The following is a 19,966-nucleotide window of genomic DNA, read 5'->3' as shown; positions in this document are numbered from 1 at the left end:
AGAATCCGGAACCCATTTCGACTCCACACAATCACCTAACCCATGTCAGGTGTTTCCACGACCACTAGAAATCAAGCCTCCCCAAGGTTAAAAATACCCCCTCGCCAAGTCACCGATTCAGGTGCGCAGCGAGGGGAGGGAAGAGGCTTAAACTAACTTAGTCCTCATCGGGCTCATAAATACGGTCCGCATTGTCCACCTGGGAACCACGCAACCGGCCTTTGCCCTTGCGCTTGGACGATAGATCGCGAACCTCGCGCATACGCGGTTCCGGATCCAAGCGGTTGGCTACTGCCTTGCGCGCAGAAGTGACGGCAGATTTGGTCACGGGGGAGTTGATAGCCTTCTCGTAGGCGCCCTTGATCTGGTGGTAGCGCTTGCGGCCTGCTTTGGTGCCAAAAACGTATCCTGCTGCGGCGCCGAAGACGAATTGGATCATTATTTAGCGTGTCCCCTTATTCCAGTACGAGTAAAAGTTCTCCACCAGCCTACCGCGAAGGCCCGTCGCTCGCTGCTAGCCACCGTTAAGGGGTAAAGCTCGATTTGCTGTAGAACAGCTCTTTTCATAAACAGGAATTCGCGCTAGTTTAAAGAGGTGGACATAAACGCGCGTAGGGACTCGGCCGCGGCCTCAGCAGTAGCGCTGGCCGCGCTATTTACCGCGAGTATTTCGGCAGAATCGAGTAACCAGAACACCGGTGTTGCTACTACGCAGAAAGCTTCAGCTTGGTCCGAGGATTGCTAGATAGTACCGGGAAGGTGTAGTCACCGTCCCAGCTTTGTGCATGCGGGTTTAGCGTCACGTTCACCTTTTTGTAACTTTAGCTAGATATCATGCGTGGGAATTCGTTACTAGTGAAAGGTTTCCACGTTGAACTATCGGAATAAACTCCGCCCGGCAGTTCGCGCACTCGCCTTGTGCGCGGCCACCGGACTGACCATAACGCTGGCACCGGCTGCCAGCGCCGCCCTCCCCGTGGCCGTGCCACAGCTCCGCGAGCCTGTTACCCAGCAGACCACCGGCGCTCCTCCGGTCCAGCACCCCGGTGCCCCGGTTCCAGAGCCGTTTAGCACGGACTATATCGCGGGCTTTGAATCTGATGTTTCCTCTTATCAATTTGGCAACTACTGGCAGGTAGTCCAGCTTTTTGATCACATCAAGGCTCAGCCAGAAATCCGCCAAGAAAATATGGACAAGGCCGTGGCCATCAATAACGCCGCAGCCGGTGACCCCGCTTTGATCCGCCGCGCGCAGGCCGATGCCAAGGCCAGCTCGACGAGCGTGCTCAACGCCGTTTCTGACTCGATGGGCAAGAACCTAGGCGATGCCTTCCGCGCTGCCTTGGCCGAGCACCGCCTGCCCAAGACCGAATACCTCCTAGGAAATGGCTATGCGGCCCGCGCAGGCGGACTGGCCAATTCCACGATGTCGGAGAAGTACTACTTCAACTATCAACGCCCGTACCAGCGCGCGCCGCAGGCGATTAAGCGCTATGACGATGGCTCCAAGGATCTCTATCCCACCTCGCCAGCCTTCCCTTCGGGCCATACCAATCAGGCAACGTGGATTACCACGCTGATGTCCTTCATGCTGCCTGAGGTAGGCCCACAGCTCATGCTGCGCGGCGCGGAGGCCGGCAACCACCGCGTAGTACTGGGCGTGCATTACCCGCTGGATGTCATCGGTGGGCGCATGACAGGCCAGGCCGCCGCGGCTGACCGCTTGAATGACAAGCGCATGCGCAATGCCCTGTGGCAAGCCTCGATGGAAGTGCGCAAGGAAATTAAGTGGCGCACCGGCAAGACGGTGGAAGAATTGGTGGCCCAGGATCGGGCAGAGGGCACCGACTATCGGTCCACCCAGGATGCGGTGGAGCAATACTCCAAGCTCATGGACTATGACTTTGCCCCGCGCTACCGAACCGACGCCCCGATGGTGGTTCCGCAGGCCGCTCCAGTGCTGCTTGCCGCATCCCATCCAGAGCTCAGCTGGGACCAGCGTGCCGAGGTGCTGCGCCAGACCGCGCGTCCGGCCGGCAACCCATTGGATTGGCAAGCAGAGGGAGGCTCGTGGCAGCGTCTCGATCTAGCCCGCGCCATGGCGGCCAGGGTGACCATCGCCCCAGACGGCGGCGTGAGCGTCAGCGGCTAGAACGCTCCAATACCTGAGCGGGGGTACAGCTCTCCCGCACATGGTTCAATTTAGAAATATCTCCGTCACTCTAAAGGAAAAGATTAGTGACTAAGCCCAAAATAATGACCGTTTACGGCACCCGGCCGGAGGCCATTAAGGTCGCCCCCGTCGTTAAGGCGCTGGATAAAGATGAGCGCTTTGAATCCATCCCGGTCTCTACCGGTCAGCATAAAGAGATGCTGGAGCAGGTCAACACCATGTTTGGCATCCAGCCGAAGCATGATTTGGGGCTCATGAAACAGGGACAGGGACTCAATGAGATTGTGTCCCGCGCAATTGCGGGTCTGGATTCCATCATTGAAGAAGAAAAGCCGGACGTCATTATCTCCCAGGGCGATACCTCTACGGCTATGGCTGCAGCACTTGCCGGTTTCCATCGCGGGGTCAAGATCGTTCACCTTGAAGCCGGTTTGCGTACCGGGGATATCCACTCGCCGTTCCCAGAAGAAGCTAACCGTAAGCTCATTGGCCAGGTAGCCGAGCTGCATCTGGCTCCAACCGCAGGCTCGATGGAGAACCTGCGCCGCGAGAATGTGCGTTCCAAGGACATTGTGGTCACCGGTAATACCGTCATTGACGCTCTGCTGGAAGCAGCATCGTGGGACACGAAGTTCGCAGACCCTGCCCTGCAGGAAGCCGCAGACTCCGATAAGCGGCTTGTCGTAGTTACCACCCACCGCCGCGAGAACCTTGAGGCGATGAGGGAAATCGGTGGTGCAGTTAAGGACTTGGCAGAAGCCTATCCGGAGATTAACTTCGCATTGCCGCTGCACCTCAACCCCAAGGTGCGCCAGGCGGTCCTGCCGGAGGTCGAGCACCTGCCAAATATCATCATCACGGATCCGCTGCCTTATGACCAGTTCACGCAGCTACAAAACCGTGCCACCATCATCCTGACTGACTCTGGCGGAGTCCAGGAGGAGGCACCAGCATTGGGCAAGCCGGTGCTAGTAATGCGCCAAAACACCGAGCGCCCCGAAGCCGTGGTCGCCGGCACGGTTAAGCTGGTGGGCACTAATCGCGAGCTCATTGTGGCAGAGGCAAAGCTTTTGCTTTCCGACGCCGCCGCATTCGACGCCATGGCCAACGCCGTCAATCCTTATGGTGACGGCAAGGGCGCGCAGCGCGCTATTGCGGCTATCGCAGAGTTGACCGGGGTAGGCGAGCGCGTAGAGGATTTTCTGCCGGAGGCAGGTTCCTCTAAGGGGCCCCAAGGCGAGGAATAACTCGCGCGCCTGCCGGAGAAAGCGGATATATTAAAGGTATGAAACCGCTGGATATCCGCTGTAACCACCGAGAGCGCATGAAAGCTGCAGACATTTTAGGAGATGCGCTTTCGGCAGGGCAGATTGACCTCGATGATTTTGAAAAACGCTCGGCCGCCTGCGTTAATGCAACGACTCGCGCTGAGCTCATCGAGCCGCTGGCTGACCTTGTAGAGGACCCAGAAATTCTCCTGTTCGGGCAAGAACGAAAAATCGCAAAGGCCTATGCGGGCCAGCAAGAATCCAAAGCCATCGCCAAGGTGGAGCAGGCTATCCGCCAGGTGCAGCCGAGCGTGCAGGAGACCCGCTCCCTTGCGGTGGGGATCTTCGGCGGGTCCACTGTCAGCGGTGGGGCAGTAGCTCGTTCTCTGACGGCGTTGGGCTTTTTCGGTGGCGTGGACATCGATCTCACGGGCGTCGCCCTGCACAGTCGTACTACCACCATCAACGCGGCGGGCGCCTTTGGTGGCGTCGATGTTTATATTCCCGAAGGCTTCCGCGTCCACGTCAGCGGCGTTGGACTCTTTGGCGGACATGACCTCAAGGTAGAGAACGGCGCCATCCATCCGAATGACCTCCCGGTAGACGCGCCAGAAATTATTGTGAACTGCTATAGCCTCTTCGGCGGCGTAGACGTTCACGTGGGGCGCCGCTACGGCGAGTAACCAAGCGCGATTGTAGTGCAAGCAACCACTTGCACTAATGAGCGTGGGCCAGTGCTTAGTCGGCCTCGATGATCGCTGCTAGACCTTGTCCGCCTCCAATGCACATGGTAACCAGCGCGAGCTTACCGCCGGTGCGGTGAAGGTGATGCGCGGCGGTGACGACGATGCGGGCACCGGTAGCACCCACGGGATGGCCGAGCGAAATGCCAGAACCGTGCGGGTTGAAGCGCGGATCATCTGCCGAAATGTCCCATTCTTTGAGTACAGCCAGCGCTTGGGCGGCAAAGGCCTCATTGAGCTCAATGAGGTCAAGATCATCGAAGGTGATGCCGAGGCGATCCATAACCTTGCGGGAAGCCTCCACCGGGCCGATACCCATGCGTTCCGGATCCACGCCGGCTAGGGCCCATCCCTTGAGCGTGACCATTGGGGTAAGACCCAGCTCCTCGGCTTTTTCACGGGTAGTCACTAGGACGGCCGCGGCACCATCGTTTTGGCCCGAGGCATTACCGGCGGTAACCGTTGCCTCTTCGTCCTCCTTGCGCATGACCGCGCGCAGTTTAGATAGCTTGTCTGTACTGGAATCTGGGCGGACATGTTCATCCTTGTCTATGACGATAGGCTCCCCCTTGCGCTGGGGGACGGTGACGGGGATGATTTCGGCGTCGAAAAGCGATTGTTCCTGTGCAGCGGCGGCATTGCGGTGGGAACGTGCAGCGAGCTCGTCTTGGGCGACGCGCTCGATGGAGTATTCGCGGCGGAGATTTTCGGCGGTCTCAATCATGCCGCCGGCAATCGGGTGGTGCTTTCCGCCGGCGGCCTCGCGGGCTTCTTGGAGGCGATCGCGAAAGATCATATTTCCTCCCTTTGCTCCCCAGCGTACATCCGCATCAACGGTGTATTCGGTGCGGGACATAGACTCCGCGCCGCCGGCGATGATGACATCGGCAGCGCCAGTAGCAATGTGGGCACCTGCGGTAATAATGGCCTGCAGACCCGATCCGCATCGGCGATCGAGCTGCATACCAGGCACGGTGGTGGGCAGGCCAGCGTCTAAGGCAGCCACGCGGCCCAAAGCGGGTGCGGCACCATTAGGGGAGCCTTGGCCCAAGATGACGTCATCGATTTTGGTGGGGTCGATACCGGACTCTTCCACAATGGTCTTGACCACGAGGCTAGCTAATTCTTGGACGGGGACGGACTTTAGCGCTCCACCATAACGGCCGACAGGGGTGCGCTTGGGGTAGCAAAGGACTACGTCGCGGGTGTGCATGATAATTCTCCTTTAAGAAAGTTCGGTGGTGGCAAGGTCATGGGAGATTGCCTTGCAGGTTGCGATGAGCTCCGGCAGGATGCGCGTGGTGAGATCCTCAGTGGAATAGACGGATGTTTGGGTTGAGACATTGATGGCTGCAGCAGTGCGGCCCGAACCATCGCGAATAGGAACTGCAATGGAACGCAGGCCCTTCTCCAGCTCTTGGTCTACGATGACCCAACCGCGTTTCCGGATCTCCGCTAGGCGCGCCCGAAGATCCGCGGGTGCGGTGAGCGTGTGAGGGGTGACTTTCTCCAGCGACGCCGTTTCTAGGAATTCGTCCAACTGCGCTGGAGTGAGATCCGCTAACAGTACCTGTCCCATTGAGGTCGCGTGCGCGGGAAAGCGGGTGCCGATGGTGATATTGGTGGCCATAATGCGGTGTGCAGCGGCCCGGGCGATATAAACCACGGTGTCCCTATCCAACACACTGACAGAGCAGGATTCATCGAGTTTGGTGGATAACTCCCTCAAATGGGGCTGGGCAATATCGGGAAGACCCAAACTCGATAGGTAGGAATAGCCCAGTTCCAAAACCCGGGGGGTAAGCCAAAACTCAGAGCCATCCGTGCGCGCGTACCCCTCCGTTACCAAGGTGTGCAAAAAACGACGTGCAGTGGCACGTGCTAGCCCTGTGACCTCGGCAACCTGGGCCAGAGTCTGGCGTGGGCGCTCGCCATTAAAAGAGTGCAAAACGGCTAATCCGCGGGCGAGTGACTGCACCGTGGGGGTGTCGTTCAAGGTGTGGTCTCCGATTCTAGGAATTGATGAAGTGGCCTACATCTCGTAATTGTATCCAAAAGTGTTCGCATTGTGAACCCTTGTGCAACATATGAACCACACGTAGGCTGAAGCCATGTTAGATAAAGTCATCGACTCAGTAGAAAATGCCGTAGCAGATATTCCAGACGGCGCTTCCATTGCGGTGGGCGGATTCGGGCTCGTGGGAATTCCGGCGCGTCTAATTGATGCTCTGCGTGAACTCGGCTCTGGAGACCTCACCATCATTTCCAATAATCTTGGTACCGACGATTTCGGGCTCGGGCTCTTGCTTAAAGATCATCGCATTTCCCGCTCTATTGGTTCCTATCTCGGAACGAATAAGGAGTACGCCCGCCAGTATCTCGAAGGAGAACTGACTGTGGAATTTACCCCGCAGGGAACGTTGGCCGAGCGTATGCGTGCTGGCGGTGCTGGCATTCCCGCCTTCTATACCAAGGCCGGCGTGGGAACCCCGCTTGCGGAAGGGGATATCCCCACCCGCTATAACCCGGATGGGTCCATAGCACAGACTTCTAAGCCGAAGGAAACTCGTGAGTTTAACGGCGAGCTCTACGTGCTGGAGGAGGCACTGACCCCAGATTTTGCCTTCGTTCTTGCCGCTCGCGCAGATCGATACGGCAACCTAGCTTTTGCCAAGACTGCGCAGAACTTTAACCCGGATGCCGCTCGTTGCGCTGATATCACCATTGTGCAGGCAGAAGAATTGGTGGAGGCGATTCCGCCGGCCGAGGTTGACGTGCCGGGCATCTACGTCGATCGCGTCGTAGAAGTGGGAAAGCAAGAAACTGGAATCGAATTTAGGACGGTGAGCAAGTAAATGACCTGGTCACGTGAAGAAATGGCGGCTCGGGCCGCACAGGAATTGAAAAACGGCGACTACGTCAACCTAGGAATTGGCATGCCAACGTTGATTCCTGGATTCCTCCCAGAGGGCCTCGAAGTGGTGCTTCATTCTGAAAATGGCATCTTGGGCGTAGGTCCGTACCCGGCCGAAGATAAGGTGGACCCGGAACTTATCAATGCTGGCAAAGAGACCATCACTGCTGCTCCCGGAGCTTCATTCTTTTCTTCTTCGGAATCCTTTGGAATGATTCGATCACGCGCTATCGACGTAGCGGTACTTGGTGCCATGGAAGTATCCCAATTCGGAGACCTTGCCAATTGGATGATTCCGGGCAAGATGGTCAAAGGTATGGGCGGTGCCATGGATTTGGTTCATGGCGCCAAACGCATCGTGGTGATGATGCAGCACGTGTCCAAACATGGCAAGTCCAAAATCCTTTCAGAATGCCAACTGCCGCTCACCGGCGCGCGTTGCGTGGATCTTATTATTACGGACCGCGCCGTCTTCGAGGTTGATGAGTTAGAAGGTCTGACCTTAGTTCAGATGGCTGAGGGGGAGACTGAGGACTCCATCCGCGAGGTTACTGATGCCCCATTCACGCTGGACCTGTCTTAGTCCTGAACTGTTCCCGAAAGCCCGCCTTCTAGCACCCGGAAGGCGGGCTTTCTTTTTCATTTCTAATGAGTGGGGTTCTTTGGTGCTGAATTAGCTAAAGGCTGGGCCGAAATGATTTATGCTTCGGCCCAGCCCTAGGTGGGAATGAGAGAGGTACTAGTTAGACATCGCGTAGGTCTACACCCTTGGTTTCAGGGAGAATGTACATGCTAATGATGGTGAGGACGCATAGGGCGATGACATAAAAGCCAGAGGCCCACGCCAGATCGTGCGCGACAAACCACTGGTAGATATAGGGCGCGGTTCCGCCAAAGACAGCTACAGAGAGGGAGTATGCAAGACCGATACTATGAGTGCGCTGGGCGGTAGGGAAGACCTCGGACATGATGGATGATAGCAGAGCACCACCGGCGGCGACGATAATCACGCCTACAGTAGAAGCGACGAACAGGGTCCACGGACGGGAATCGATCAACGCCATGAGTGGGATTTGCAAAACGGCCATACCTACCGCGCAGATATAGATGACGGGTTTGCGCCCAATCTTGTCCGAGAGACTGCCCCACAGCGGTAGAGCGATAAGGCCAGCAACTTGAGCAACCACCGTGACCCAGTACGCGCCTTGTGTGGTCATTCCTTCGTGGCTAATGGCATAGGTAGAAACGTAGGAGGTCCACGTGTAGTGCGCGGAAGTAACGCCGGAGACCATGCCGATAACGAGCAGGATATTGATCCAAGCCGGACGAGTAGCGGAGGCAGATTGAGGGATTGCTGCGCGCTCCTTGCGCGCTGGGGTGTCTACGCTGGGCTCGGAACTGTCAATTTCCTTGAAGTGATCAGACTCTTTCATGTGGCGGCGTAGGTATAGCGCTACACAGGCAGAGAGCGCGCAGAGGAAGAAGGGGATGCGCCAACCCCATGAGGCAAGTTGGTCATCATTGAGTACGAGGGAGATTAGGCCGCCGAGCACGTAGGCGATGACGGAGCCACCGAAAATGGAAACGTAGACCATAGAGCCCCATTTACCGCGGTGGGCGTTGGGGGCGATTTCTGGGATATAGCTATTGGCGGCAGCTGATTCACCGCCGTGGGCGAAGCCCTGCAGGATACGGATCACCAAAAGACCCCCAGAGGACCAAATGCCGATCTGCTCATAGGTGGGCATGACTCCGATGATCGCGGAGGCGATGGCCATCACGATGATGGTCATCATAAGTACGGATTTTCGGCCGCGCTTATCTGCTACGCGGCCGAAGACGATTCCTCCGAGTGGACGCACCAGGAAACCAACGGCAAAAACGCCGAAGGTAGCTAAAAGGGCGGAGGTGGAGTCGCCCTTATTGAACATTGCGGTGGCAATGAATGGGGCAAAGACTGCATAGGAGCTCCACTCATACCACTCTAGGATTTGCCCGGTAAGGCTGGCTCCTAGGGATTTGACGTCGGTGGTAGAAGCTGCGTTTTTGCCGGATTCGGTATCTGGTGGCGATGTCGGTTTGGTGGTGGATGTCATGAGTTCTCCTTGTAATGGGACCGGGACGGTTGGGAAAAATATTACCTAGATCACACAAATGGGCGGCGAGGATCCAAAGTATTGAGATCGTCTGACGCTATTGATGTTGTTTACCGCGTGAGAAACTGCACGTGATGAACCCCTTTCGGGGACAACCTGTGGTTAGATTTATGGTTCGCATTGTGAACTTGGGTGCGCATTGTGACCCCACTTGGGGGTAGTTGGGTAAATGTCTAGCGTTTCTGAGCTTGGATAACGGCGGGAAAGCCCTCCTTAGGTAAAAGTTTTAGGTTCACAGTGGTGGACACTGGTGTAGCGTGTGACACATGACACGGACGGAAAGGTATGAGTCCTAAGCCACCCGAGTCTTGTCGGAGCCACACCCTAAGGAGGGATTTATGACTGCTCTTAGTCCCGAGGAATTGAGCACAGAAAGCCTCGCCGAAGTCATGGCCGCGGGCGGACGCCCAGCCGATAGCGAGCGTGAAATTAAGATCATCGATACCACCCTGCGCGATGCGCACCAGAGTATCTGGGCCACCCGCATGACCACGGAACGCATCCTTTCTCTGCTGGATGACATCACCAATGCCGGGTTCGAGCACATTGACCTAGTTGCTCCCATTCAGTTCGACGTGGCCGTGCGGTATCTCAAAGAGGATCCGTGGGAACGTGTGCGCCTCGTCCACGAGCATGCCGCCCCCGGTACTAAGTTCCGCGCGCTGATTCGCTCCAAGAATCTGGCATCCTTTGACTTCCTGCCGGATGATGCCATCCTTAACTGGACTGAACGCCTTTATGCCAACGGCTTCCGTGTCATTGGTTCTTTTGATGGGCTCAATGACATCGACAACATTGACAAGGGCCTCAAGCTTGCCAAGGAACTTGGCGCTGAGACCTTTGGTGCGCTGTCCTACTGCCTTAGCCCAGTGCACACCGATGAGCTCTACAAGCAAAAGGCGGAGGAGCTGCTTGAACGCACCGACGTCGACCGCATCATGCTGAAGGACGCCGGCGGATTGCTCACTCCGGACCGCATGAGAACCCTTATCCCGGCTATCCGCAGCTCCATTGGAGAAGATATCCCGCTGGAGGTACACACCCACTCCCTGACCGGCTTGTCCCCATTGACCTATCTCTTTGGCGCGGAGTTGGGCGTGGATTCCATTCACACCTCCATCGCTCCGCTTGCCAACGGCCCCGGTCAGCCTGCGACCCAGGCCTTGGTACGAGATCTGCGGGCGCTCGGCTATACCGTCAACGTTGATGATGATCGCATCGCCTCTGCCAGCGACCGGATCCAAGAAATCGCCGATACTGAGGATAAGCCGGTGGGGGTGCCGCGTGCTTTCGACGGCCTCCACTACATGCACCAGCTGCCAGGCGGCATGCTGACGAACTTCGAATCTCAGCTGGAAACTGCGGGCCTAGGAGACCGATTTGAGGAGCTTCTCTATGAGGTGGCTCGCGTGCGAGAAGAGCTGGCATACCCCATCATGATTACGCCATTTGCCCAGTTCGTGGGTACACAGGCCGTCATGAATGTGATGACTGGTGAGCGCTACCCCGTGGTCCCAAATGAGATTAAGAAGTATGCCCTGGGCTACTACGGTGAACCTCTGGCCCCGCTGGACCCAGAGGTATTGGAAAAGATCCTGGCCAACGGTTCCTCCGAAATCACCGAGGAAATCCCAGAACTCAAGCCAGTACTGCCGGGCCTGAAAGAGGCGCATCCGGACGAGGACATCGACACCCTGCTTTTGCGCGTTATGTTCGCCGGCAGCCAAGTCGATGAAATGAAGCGCTTCGTAGCTGAGGGCCGCGCCGGCGAGGGCGAAGGCGTCAAAGGAGGCGTCTTGACCTCCCTCGTCCAGCAAATCTACAACTCTTCCGATACCACCGACTTCCATCTCAAGACCTCTGACCTGGAAATTAACCTCACTAAAGGAGAAAAGTAATCATGACTGATACCACCAACCTGCAGGATCTGAAGGCCCTCCTGAAGTGGGCCAACCTTTCCGATGATATCCAGGAGCTGCAGATCAAGTATGGCGACATCGAACTCGCCATGTCCCGCACGCCTGGCGGCCTCGATCGCCCAGCCCCGGCTCCGGCACCAGCTGCTGCGCCTGCAGCTGCTCCATCCGCATCCCCAGCAGAGCAAGCTCCCGTACAGCAGGCGCCGGCCCAAGCGGAGCCTGCACCAGCTCCCGCTGCACAAGAACCCGCTGCTCAGGAGGAGCCAAAGGCTTCCGGAGCTCCGGCAGCAGAGGGCGAGACTGTCACCGCGCCTATGGTTGGTACCTACTATGCTTCCCCGAAGCCGGGCGCAGACCCATTCGTCAAGGTTGGCGATGAGGTCGAGGTAGGACAGGTGCTGTGCATCGTCGAGGTTATGAAGCTGATGAACAATATTGAGGCCAAGTTCGCCGGAACGGTCAAGGAAATCCTCGTGGATAACGAGGATGCCGTTGAGCACGGCCAGCCACTTATGATCATCGAACCAAAGTAAGCCCCGTTCCCGCACAACGATCTGGAGGAAAACATGTCAGATCTCTTAAATAGCGTTCTGATTGCCAACCGCGGTGAGATCGCATTGCGTGTTATCCGCGCCTGCAAGGAGCTGGGGATAAAATCCATCCTCGTCTACTCTGAGGGTGATAAGGATTCCTTGCCCGTTAAACTAGCTGATAAGGCCGTTTGCATCGGCCCAGCCAACGCCGCGAAAAGCTATAACAGCCCCGAGCTCATCCTTTCTGCAGCAATGGCTTTTAAGGCCGACGCCATTCACCCCGGCTACGGATTCCTATCTGAAAAGCCTGACTTTGTACGAATGGTAGAAGAAGAAAACATCGGCTTTGTCGGCCCCTCTGCCGAACACATCGGTTTGATGGGAGATAAGATCGAGGCAAAGCGCATCGCGCAAGCCGCCGGCGTGCCTACTGTGCCCGGCTCCGATGGCGTAATCACCGAAATTGATGAGGCAATGGAAGTTGCCCGAAATACGGGCTTCCCGCTGCTTATTAAGGCGGCAGCCGGCGGCGGTGGTCGTGGCATGCGTGTGGTTGAATCCGAGGACACGCTGGAAAAAGATCTCAATGAGATCATGAACGAGGCCGAATCCGCGTTCAACGATCCCTCGGTGTACATCGAGCGCTATCTCACCGATATTAGGCACATTGAGATCCAGGTGCTTTCGGATGGAGAGAACGTCGTGGCCTTGGGAGAGCGTGACTGTACCTCCCAGCGCCGTAACCAGAAGCTTATTGAGGAAGGCCCGTCCCCGGTCCTGACCGAGGAACTCCGAGCGGGGATGCAGGAAGCTGCCATCAACCTGTGCAAGGAAGTTAAATACAAAAACGCCGGTACCATCGAGTTCGTGTTCGACAACACGGAAAACAAGTACTACTTCATCGAGATGAATACCCGTATCCAAGTCGAGCACCCGGTTACGGAAATGATTACCGGTGTGGACCTTATCAAGGAGCAGCTACGCATTGCCTCCGGACAGAAGTTGTCCATCAGGCAGGATGATATTGAGATACGCGGCCACGCTATTGAATGCCGCATCAATGCTGAGGACCCGAACCAAAACTTCGCTCCTCGCCCCGGCAAGATCGAACACTATCGCGTTCCAGGCGGCTTTGGTGTACGCATGGATACCCACATCGAAACCGGCTACACCATCCCACCTTTCTATGATTCTATGGTCGGCAAACTTATCGTGTGGGCAGAAGATCGCGATGAAGCCATCGCTCGAATGCTGCGCGCTATCGATGAGTTAGAGGTGGAGGGCGTGGTGACGACTGCGCCGTTCCAGGCGATGTTGCTCGATAGCGAAAAGTTCCGCAGCGGTGAGTTCAATACCGGTTATGTGGCCAAGCTACTGGAGAACACTGACTCCATTCCCGCGGATTAATAAATCTTCTGGTAGCTAGCCCGCACCATCTCATGGCAGTGCTGCCGCCACTCCGAGAGTGCAGGTCCCACAACCCTGGGCCTGCACTTTCAGTGTTTCTGCATTGTGCAATGTGGCAGAAACCATGCTTGGCGATGCCCCCAGCTGCTTATAAGAAAGGACGCCCTATGTTGGTCATTGCCGCCCTGCTGGTCGGCGCCATAGTGCCGGTACAGACGGCCATTAATACGCGGTTTCGTGAAAGCGTTGGCTCCCCAATTGTGGCGGGATTCTTTTCCTTTATTATTGGCTTGTTCGTTTCTGCGCTTATTGCTCTTGCGCTCACCGGCCACCTAATTCCGGATTTAGCCACCGCTGCGCAACAGCCTTGGTGGGTGTGGCTCGGCGGGTTTATGGGAGTTTCCTTCATCGTGGGAAATATTCTGCTTTTCCCTCGCATCGGCAGCGTGGAGACCGTTATCTTGCCTATCTTGGGGCAGGTAACAATGGGCCTGCTTTGCGATACCACCGGCATATTTAATTCCCCACACGTTGGAGTCGGCCCGCTGCGCATCCTCGGGGTGGCCGTGGTGTTGGTGGGAATCGCGTTGGTATTGGAAATCGGGCGCGGTGCCGCTACTACGCACGCCACAGCCAGTGGTGTGAAGCTGTGGTTGTGGCGGCTTTTTGGGGTTCTTATTGGAATGGGCTCAGCAACCCAAACTGCTGTCAACGGCTTCCTCGGCCGTGCATTGGGCAGCCCCCTTCCCGCCGGCGAGATTTCTCTAGCGGTCGGCGTGCTTTTGCTTGCAGTGCTGTCTATTGTCCCCCTTGGTCCGCGGCGTGCTCTTTTCACCCGTCCCGCCCCTGGTCCATGGTGGATGTGGTTCGGTGGAGTGCTAGGGGCTCTCTTCGTGGTTGGCGGGGCTACGCTTTCTCCCATCTTGGGCACGGGAACAACCGTGATTGGATCGCTGGTGGGATCAATTGTGTGCGGTCAGGTAGTAGAGTCGCTCGGCTGGGGGCATGCGCGCCGGGGACTGCCCCCTATTCACCGTGTAGTGGGACTGGCCTTAGTCATCATTGGGGTCGTGATGGTGCGTTCGCTCTAAAACGTAGTGCCTTAGCGGCGCCAGCGCTCGAGCACCAGGCGTCTATCCAGTGACCGTGAAACGCAGGGCGCAAAGGCGCCGTCTGCATGCATTTGCTCATTAAAGACGGAATCTCGATGTTCTGGCTCGCCTTCTAGCACCTTCATAACGCAGGTGCTGCAGGTGCCTTCTAAACAACGTGACATCACCGGCAAGTCAGCTTCCTCGAGTGCCTCGAGTACAGTGACATTGGCTGGAACGTGTACGGTTTCCCCACAAAATTCCACGTCGAAAGCGCAATCGCCTGCACCGGCATTTTTCTCTCCGCTAAGCGCTTCTATATCAGGGTGGAAGTTTTCCCAGTGGAAATTCTGGTGGGGCAGATAGTCCAGCACTACCTCCTTCGCGCCGGACATGAACCCTTGCGGACCGCATACATAAAACACTGTTTCCTGCGGGGCTTGGGATAATAGGTGTCGGTAGATTTCTTCTTGCCGTGCACGGGGTGAGCCAAAAACTTCAATGAGACTATCGCCGCATATGCTGCGCAATTGGGGCAGGAGTACGGCGCGGGTAATGCTAGAGGCGAAGTAGAGAACCATGAAGGGTTTGCCTTGGCGCTGTAGCGATTGGGCCATGGATAGCATAGGCGCAATACCCACACCGGCGCCGACGAGTACATAGTAGCTGGCGGTGTCAACGAGTTCGAAGTTATTGTGCGCTGGGGAGATGAGTAACTCATCGCCCGCGCGAAGTTGCATCATGGCAAGGGATCCACCCCGTGAATTCTCTTCGCGTTTAACGGCGATGCCGTAAGTTAAATGTGCACCGGCGTCACAACTGGAGATCTCCTTGGGTGGCATTTCAAAAACAGAGTACTGGCGCACTAATTCCGTTTCTTCTGGTCCGGTGAGTGTGACGTCTACGTGGCAGCCGGGGGAGTAGTCGGGGAGTTCCTCGCCATCCTTTAAGCAGAATTCCAGCACCATAAGGTCATCAGCGACTGGGGTGACCTGCTGTACTGTGGCCCGCAGCCGCGAACCTTCGCTCCGTTTTGCTGTGCCTCGTGCCGGAGAGTGTTTTAAGGAAGTTTCGTCCATCGTGGCCCCTTTCTGCTCAATGGCGTGGGCGGAGCGAGGGAAGAATGTGAAGCCTTTACACGTCCTGCAGTTCGTTGGTGTCTCGCGGTGGCGCTTCACGCCATTCAGCCTTTTAAAGTGATTGAGGACATAGTATCTACTACATGAGCTCCATGTCACTCATGTGGCAATCTCGCGCCAATTGACCGTGTTTGATACACCCACATGGGTGGGTGAACACTTCCAATTTAAAAATCTTTTGGCGCATCCACTCGTCTTATTTCTCGTGGTGGGGGAGTGTAGTCCGAGACCTTTTACCTACTTTTGAAAGTCTAAGGCAAAGCAAAATGGGCAAACCACTGCGGGTCCCGTTGCGGTGCGATCCGGCCCTCTATACGATAACCATTACGCACCAACAGTGATTTAGAGCACACATTGTTCAACAGTGTGTGGCATGACACTTGAACTAAGAAAGAGAGTCACTGCAATGTCAACTCCCACCAAGCCCTTGGCGAGCGAAACCACGCAGCCAGAGATTTTGCCGATGTCCGATAATCCTTATGAAGATTTCCGCTACTTCTATCGCGATGGAATGCCGCTGCGCCCGGCACCTAAGCGGCGCACCCCCACCCCGAGCTGGTCCGTGCTGCGCCATAATATTTTTGATTCTTGGCACTCAGTGGAAGATTCTTGGGAGGGCTACGGTACAGCGCAAACCCGCCTTTTAGATGACCACATGTGGCAAACCGACGAGGTGGGTGAGAAGCTTGCCCAAGCCTTCCGTCGCGATGGTGCGAAGGAATCGCGGAAGAAATTCGAGCAGGCGCTAAATCAGGGCATCGATACTGTGCGTGAACCTGCCCCTGAGTTGGTGGAGTTTTTCCAGGAAATAGATCGGATCCCAAATTGGCTAGATCTCGAGGCCGCCGAACGCGGGCGCGTAGCCTATTACAACGTCACCCGCACCTCAGAGATTCTTGCTATCGCCTTTGCTTATTGGGCAACTACGTTGGAGGATCGCACCTCAGCGGCCACAGGCGAGACCGGAATGTTTGAGTTTCAAGCCATGCAACGGTCTATTGAGACTGTACAGTTCTTTGTGGATCTAGGAAAGAAGAACGTTTTCGAGCGCTTTGGTGAGGGGCGCAAGGCGGCGGTGCGCGTGCGTTTGCTCCCCGCCCAGGCAAACCGCGGATTGGAAAAGATGTGGGGTCCGGAGCACTATAACGAGTTCGGGCGTCCAATCGGCTCCAGTTTCCTCGTCTCTGGAGAAGGCTGGTTTGGCATGATGCCGCTTGCAATCGACGAGTTCTTTGGCCGTCCGCATAGCGGCCAGGAGTGGGATGACGTGGCTCAGTATTGGGGATACATCCTCTACATGATGGGAGCGGAGGAGCGCCTTATTCCTAAAACTGGCGATGAAATGCGCAAGATGACTGATTATATCTATGGCAATGGCGGATATTCCTCTGCTTACCACGAGCGTGTGGCTACCGCGCTGATGTCCATCCTGGAAAGCCTCAACCCCCTCGTGCCGCACGTTGCCCTTGGCGCACTATCTACCATCTGCGGCGAGAAAGACACCAAGTTTATGGTGCAGGGCACACGCTGGGAAAAGATCAACTTTAGGCCTTGGGCCATCCTCTTCAAGGCGGCCGCTAAAGCGGAAGCTCGTGCGGCCCGAATTCGGGACAAGCTGCCAGGCGCGAAAAGGGCCAGGATAAAGCGAGCCAATAACGGCAAGCCCCCTTGGACTGCGGTGACGGAGGTGATCAAAGACTACATCGCTAAGAACGAACCAGATACCAAGTCCGATTACACCTTGCACGATGACTCGAAAGAAGCCCGCAGCTAAACCGACTTCACCAACTCTCACCAGACTATAAGGAGAAACCACAATGAATGCACCAGCACCGTTGAGCACCGTAAATGAATGGCCGGCCGGCCGCGGTAGCCGCGAAGAATTTGTGGCCAAGTATGGCACGCAGCGCGTAGACCGCTACCAAGAGGCCTTCTGGGCTATGGATCCCGTGGCAGACGCCCTATTCACCAGCGGTCATACGGTCAAGGAAATCATGCCCAACCTGCGCGAGGCCTTAGCTCGCGGCACCGCCGATGACAATACCCTGCCTGAGGTAGCGGCATTGATTGAGGATATGACCAAGGCACTTGCGGGTCTAGACGCGGAAAAGCTTGAGCGCGGTCGCCGCACTTACCTATCCATACCGCCGTTGAGTCACGGTCTGGCGTTGGGCCCTGGTTCCTTGGTGCATACGTATGCTACCCCGGCCATCGCTGACCTTTTGGTTAACACCGGCGAGCTTACTGACGGTGCAGTCAAGCGCCTTGCCTACACCACAAATTGGACCTATTCGCTTTACCTGCCGGATGCTTTGCAGCCAGGAGGGGAGGGCTTTGTCCATACCGGTATGGTGCGCGCGATTCACGCTCATGTACGCCGCGTACATAACCGCAAGGGGTTGGACTATTCCGAGTATGGTGCGCCGATTAGTGAATTCGACATGCTACGCACCTGGTTTGATTTCACATATATCCCTTATGCCGGGCTGCGCCGCATGGGCTGGCAGCTCACCGCGGAAGAAGAAAAGGATGTGTTCTACCTGTGGAAGATAGTCGGCCGCATGTTGGGAATCCGTCCCGATCTCTTCCGCGGCGAGGATGGCGTAGAGGCCTCACAGGAGACCATGGACGCCATCCATGCCGTCGACGGCGAGATTAACGAGGCTGCCCGCCAGCTTGTCGATGCCTTGATGTCTGGCTTCGTTGTCAATGCTAGGGAACTCACTGGTTTCCCAGAAGACACACTTGCAGATTGGACCGCTGCGCACGTGCGCATCATCCACGGCGATGAGGTGGCTGATGCCTGCGGCGTGGCGAAATCGGTGATGCAGCCCATCCTGGAGATGGAAGCCCCACTAGTACAAGAGCGCTTTGACCTGCTGCGCCAAGACAAAGAAGCCCTCGAGGCGGAAATCCAGAAGAATGAGGACATGGTCCGCCAGATGCTTACCCGTGATGCCACCTACATGAAGCAGGATGAGGGCGTGAAAATGAAGGACGGCTCGATGGCCGTCGGCGCTTAAATCGGTGACATGGATAACAAAAGTCGCGTACTGTTGTGACAGGCACAATGCCTTCGCGATGTACATCAATATCAACACCCCATAGGAAGGAAGTCCCGATGTCTAAGGGCTACGCAGTTACCAACCCCGCCACAAATGAAGTGGCAGAAACCTTCGATACCTTTACCGACGAGCAGATCCAGGATGCACTAGCCAAGTCTCACGAGGCCTTTCAAACCTGGCGTAAGACCCCAATTGACGAGCGCGCCAAGATTGTCTCCCGTGCTGCTGAGCTCTTTAAGGAGCGTAAGGGCGAACTAGCCAAGATTGAGGCCCAAGAAATGGGCAAGGCCACCCCGGAAGGGGAGTGGGAGATCAACTTCTCCGGCGATATCCTGCAGTTCTATGCGGATAATGCGGCAGAGCACAATAAAGACAAGCCAGTCGATGTACCCGGCGGAAAGGCCGTGGTTCGCCGCCTTCCCGTTGGCTCCCTCCTGGGCATCATGCCGTGGAACTATCCCATCTACCAGGTCGCCCGCTTTGCCGGACCGAACCTGATGAACGGCAATTGCATTTTGCTAAAGCATGCCGAAATTACCCCGAAGTCCGCCGCTGCTATCGAGGAGATCTTCCGCGAGGCGGGCCTGCCCGAGGGTGTGTACATCAATTTATATGCCGATCATGACCAGATTGCGGACGTTATTGCTGATCCGCGCGTCCAAGGTGTTTCTCTCACTGGTTCTGAGCGTGCCGGCGCCGCCATTGCGGAAATCGCCGGCCGCAACCTTAAGAAGGCTGTGCTGGAGCTCGGCGGCACTGATCCGTATATTATTCTCGATGCCGCCGATATCACTAAGGCGGCTGAGGAAGCCTGGGTCAAGCGCATCGAGAACGTCGGCCAGGCCTGCACCTCCAATAAGCGCATCATCGTCATGGAGGATATCTACGACGAGTTTGTTGATGAAATGGTGCGCATCGCCGAGGGAATGGCACAAGGTGATCCTTCCAGCCCAGCGGATAACCAGTACTACCCAATGTCCTCGCGCAGCGCTGCAGAGAACCTAGACAAGCAGGTCCAGCGTGCCGTGGACAATGGTGCCACTATCCGTACCGGTGGCGAGCTGCATGAGACTGCGGCCTACTACACGCCAACCGTGCTTACCGACGTCCCCGTAGGCTCCGACTCCTACTATGAGGAGTTCTTCGGCCCTGTGGCCGAAATCTATAAGGTCTCTTCCGAAAAGGAAGCAGTGGAGCTAGCCAATAACTCCAACTACGGTCTGGGCGGCGCCGTCTTCTCTGAGGACACCGAGCGTGCCACCAACGTGGCTGACCAGATCGATACCGGAATGATCCACGTCAACCTAGGACAGTACTTCTCCCCAGTGCTGCCTTTCGGCGGAATCAAGAATTCCGGCTACGGCCGCGAACTTTCTGTCTTTGCCCTAGATGAGTTCGTAAATAAGCAGTATCTGTACATCAACGACTAGGCCACAAGCCGTTCTAGCTCAGAGGTAATAGGGCTCAATACAAAAGTACCCGCTTAGCAAAGCTAAGCGGGATTTTTGCTCCTCCAACTGGGCTCGAACCAGTGACCTAAACCCTATTTAACCTGCAT

17 protein-coding genes are annotated in these 19,966 nt (G+C 56.4%); 12 read left to right on the top strand and 5 right to left on the bottom strand.

The genetic code is table 11. From position 1 onward, the window contains the following. Positions 1–157 precede the first annotated feature (157 nt). Positions 158–439 (bottom strand): hypothetical protein, encoded by a 282-nt coding sequence (locus WMP96_RS11005; protein ID WP_023021011.1) that lies wholly within the window; start codon positions 437–439, stop codon positions 158–160. Positions 440–871: 432 nt separating this feature from the next. Between WMP96_RS11005 and WMP96_RS11000 the strand changes: the two genes are divergently transcribed. The 3 genes from WMP96_RS11000 to WMP96_RS10990 all read left to right on the top strand — a co-directional run bounded on the left by WMP96_RS11000 (position 872) and on the right by WMP96_RS10990 (position 4,124). Next, a complete protein-coding gene (locus WMP96_RS11000; RefSeq protein ID WP_239206637.1) occupies positions 872–2,152 on the top strand; it encodes an acid phosphatase in 1,281 nt (426 codons plus the stop codon). Between the two features lie 86 nt (positions 2,153–2,238). Beyond that, complete coding sequence (wecB, locus tag WMP96_RS10995) at positions 2,239–3,420, top strand: non-hydrolyzing UDP-N-acetylglucosamine 2-epimerase (protein ID WP_301716500.1); 1,182 nt, start codon at positions 2,239–2,241, stop codon at positions 3,418–3,420. Between the two features lie 38 nt (positions 3,421–3,458). Next, the gene (locus WMP96_RS10990; RefSeq protein ID WP_239206639.1) at positions 3,459–4,124 is read left to right on the top strand and encodes a DUF1707 SHOCT-like domain-containing protein; all 666 of its coding nucleotides are present in this window, start codon (positions 3,459–3,461) and stop codon (positions 4,122–4,124) included. Between the two features lie 55 nt (positions 4,125–4,179). On the opposite strand, the gene WMP96_RS10985 is transcribed toward WMP96_RS10990, so the two are convergent. Both WMP96_RS10985 and WMP96_RS10980 read right to left on the bottom strand, forming a co-directional pair. Next, positions 4,180–5,397: an acetyl-CoA C-acetyltransferase gene (locus WMP96_RS10985; RefSeq protein ID WP_340433460.1), complete on the bottom strand. Its 1,218-nt coding sequence runs from the start codon at positions 5,395–5,397 to the stop codon at positions 4,180–4,182. A gap of 12 nt (positions 5,398–5,409) precedes the next feature. Continuing rightward, positions 5,410–6,180, bottom strand: a complete 771-nt coding sequence (locus WMP96_RS10980; RefSeq protein WP_086589099.1) for an IclR family transcriptional regulator domain-containing protein — start codon at positions 6,178–6,180, stop codon at positions 5,410–5,412. 115 nt (positions 6,181–6,295) lie between these two features. On the opposite strand from WMP96_RS10980, the gene WMP96_RS10975 reads away from it, so the two are divergent. Both WMP96_RS10975 and WMP96_RS10970 read left to right on the top strand, forming a co-directional pair. Next, positions 6,296–7,039: a CoA transferase subunit A gene (locus WMP96_RS10975; protein ID WP_301716498.1), complete on the top strand. Its 744-nt coding sequence runs from the start codon at positions 6,296–6,298 to the stop codon at positions 7,037–7,039. Beyond that, positions 7,040–7,681: a 3-oxoacid CoA-transferase subunit B gene (locus tag WMP96_RS10970; RefSeq protein WP_086589098.1), complete on the top strand. Its 642-nt coding sequence runs from the start codon at positions 7,040–7,042 to the stop codon at positions 7,679–7,681. 160 nt (positions 7,682–7,841) lie between these two features. Here WMP96_RS10970 and WMP96_RS10965 read toward each other — a convergent pair whose 3' ends face one another. Next, entirely contained in the window at positions 7,842–9,194 is a 1,353-nt protein-coding gene (locus WMP96_RS10965) for an MFS transporter (RefSeq protein WP_340433454.1), read from the bottom strand. 398 nt (positions 9,195–9,592) lie between these two features. Here WMP96_RS10965 and WMP96_RS10960 point away from each other — a divergent pair, with 398 nt between their 5' ends. The 4 genes from WMP96_RS10960 (at position 9,593) to WMP96_RS10945 (ending at position 14,204) form a co-directional block, all read left to right on the top strand. After that, positions 9,593–11,152 carry a pyruvate carboxylase gene (locus WMP96_RS10960; RefSeq protein ID WP_340433451.1) on the top strand — a complete coding sequence of 520 codons (1,560 nt, stop codon included), beginning with the start codon at positions 9,593–9,595 and terminating at the stop codon, positions 11,150–11,152. A gap of 2 nt (positions 11,153–11,154) precedes the next feature. After that, positions 11,155–11,706 carry an acetyl-CoA carboxylase biotin carboxyl carrier protein gene (accB, locus tag WMP96_RS10955; RefSeq protein ID WP_023021021.1) on the top strand — a complete coding sequence of 184 codons (552 nt, stop codon included), beginning with the start codon at positions 11,155–11,157 and terminating at the stop codon, positions 11,704–11,706. A 33-nt stretch (positions 11,707–11,739) separates the two neighbouring features. After that, positions 11,740–13,113 carry an acetyl-CoA carboxylase biotin carboxylase subunit gene (accC, locus tag WMP96_RS10950; protein ID WP_340433448.1) on the top strand — a complete coding sequence of 458 codons (1,374 nt, stop codon included), beginning with the start codon at positions 11,740–11,742 and terminating at the stop codon, positions 13,111–13,113. 167 nt (positions 13,114–13,280) lie between these two features. Then, positions 13,281–14,204: a DMT family transporter gene (locus WMP96_RS10945; RefSeq protein WP_023021023.1), complete on the top strand. Its 924-nt coding sequence runs from the start codon at positions 13,281–13,283 to the stop codon at positions 14,202–14,204. Between the two features lie 11 nt (positions 14,205–14,215). Here WMP96_RS10945 and WMP96_RS10940 read toward each other — a convergent pair whose 3' ends face one another. After that, on the bottom strand, positions 14,216–15,283 hold the full coding sequence (locus WMP96_RS10940) for a PDR/VanB family oxidoreductase (protein ID WP_239206649.1): 1,068 nt from the start codon (positions 15,281–15,283) through the stop codon (positions 14,216–14,218). A gap of 466 nt (positions 15,284–15,749) precedes the next feature. Here WMP96_RS10940 and WMP96_RS10935 point away from each other — a divergent pair, with 466 nt between their 5' ends. From WMP96_RS10935 to WMP96_RS10925, 3 genes are all read left to right on the top strand, one after another. Beyond that, positions 15,750–17,117: a DUF2236 domain-containing protein gene (locus tag WMP96_RS10935; protein WP_340433443.1), complete on the top strand. Its 1,368-nt coding sequence runs from the start codon at positions 15,750–15,752 to the stop codon at positions 17,115–17,117. Positions 17,118–17,160: 43 nt separating this feature from the next. After that, entirely contained in the window at positions 17,161–18,366 is a 1,206-nt protein-coding gene (locus tag WMP96_RS10930; protein WP_340433440.1) for an oxygenase MpaB family protein, read from the top strand. Between the two features lie 98 nt (positions 18,367–18,464). Beyond that, positions 18,465–19,838 carry an NAD-dependent succinate-semialdehyde dehydrogenase gene (locus WMP96_RS10925; protein ID WP_340433437.1) on the top strand — a complete coding sequence of 458 codons (1,374 nt, stop codon included), beginning with the start codon at positions 18,465–18,467 and terminating at the stop codon, positions 19,836–19,838. The last annotated feature ends 128 nt before the right edge of the window (positions 19,839–19,966 follow it).

The organism is Corynebacterium sp. KPL4035 (assembly GCF_037908325.1).
Lineage (GTDB): Bacteria > Actinomycetota > Actinomycetes > Mycobacteriales > Mycobacteriaceae > Corynebacterium > Corynebacterium kefirresidentii.
The sequence above is the reverse complement of the archived record's forward strand: the minus strand, read 5'-3'. Positions and strand labels throughout refer to the sequence as shown.

Excerpts from the sequence above, each read along its gene's own strand:
- WMP96_RS10935 (WP_340433443.1), top strand. The coding sequence starts at position 15,750 with ATGTCAACTCCCACCAAGCCCTTGGCGAGCGAAACCACGCAGCCAGAG.
- WMP96_RS10925 (WP_340433437.1), top strand. The coding sequence starts at position 18,465 with ATGTCTAAGGGCTACGCAGTTACCAACCCCGCCACAAATGAAGTGGCA.
- WMP96_RS10975 (WP_301716498.1), top strand. The coding sequence starts at position 6,296 with ATGTTAGATAAAGTCATCGACTCAGTAGAAAATGCCGTAGCAGATATT.
- WMP96_RS10940 (WP_239206649.1), bottom strand. The coding sequence starts at position 15,283 with ATGGACGAAACTTCCTTAAAACACTCTCCGGCACGAGGCACAGCAAAA.
- WMP96_RS10960 (WP_340433451.1), top strand. The coding sequence starts at position 9,593 with ATGACTGCTCTTAGTCCCGAGGAATTGAGCACAGAAAGCCTCGCCGAA.
- accC (WP_340433448.1), top strand. The coding sequence starts at position 11,740 with ATGTCAGATCTCTTAAATAGCGTTCTGATTGCCAACCGCGGTGAGATC.
- WMP96_RS10945 (WP_023021023.1), top strand. The coding sequence starts at position 13,281 with ATGTTGGTCATTGCCGCCCTGCTGGTCGGCGCCATAGTGCCGGTACAG.
- accB (WP_023021021.1), top strand. The coding sequence starts at position 11,155 with ATGACTGATACCACCAACCTGCAGGATCTGAAGGCCCTCCTGAAGTGG.
- WMP96_RS10970 (WP_086589098.1), top strand. The coding sequence starts at position 7,040 with ATGACCTGGTCACGTGAAGAAATGGCGGCTCGGGCCGCACAGGAATTG.
- WMP96_RS10965 (WP_340433454.1), bottom strand. The coding sequence starts at position 9,194 with ATGACATCCACCACCAAACCGACATCGCCACCAGATACCGAATCCGGC.
- WMP96_RS11005 (WP_023021011.1), bottom strand. The coding sequence starts at position 439 with ATGATCCAATTCGTCTTCGGCGCCGCAGCAGGATACGTTTTTGGCACC.
- WMP96_RS10990 (WP_239206639.1), top strand. The coding sequence starts at position 3,459 with ATGAAACCGCTGGATATCCGCTGTAACCACCGAGAGCGCATGAAAGCT.
- WMP96_RS10985 (WP_340433460.1), bottom strand. The coding sequence starts at position 5,397 with ATGCACACCCGCGACGTAGTCCTTTGCTACCCCAAGCGCACCCCTGTC.
- WMP96_RS10930 (WP_340433440.1), top strand. The coding sequence starts at position 17,161 with ATGAATGCACCAGCACCGTTGAGCACCGTAAATGAATGGCCGGCCGGC.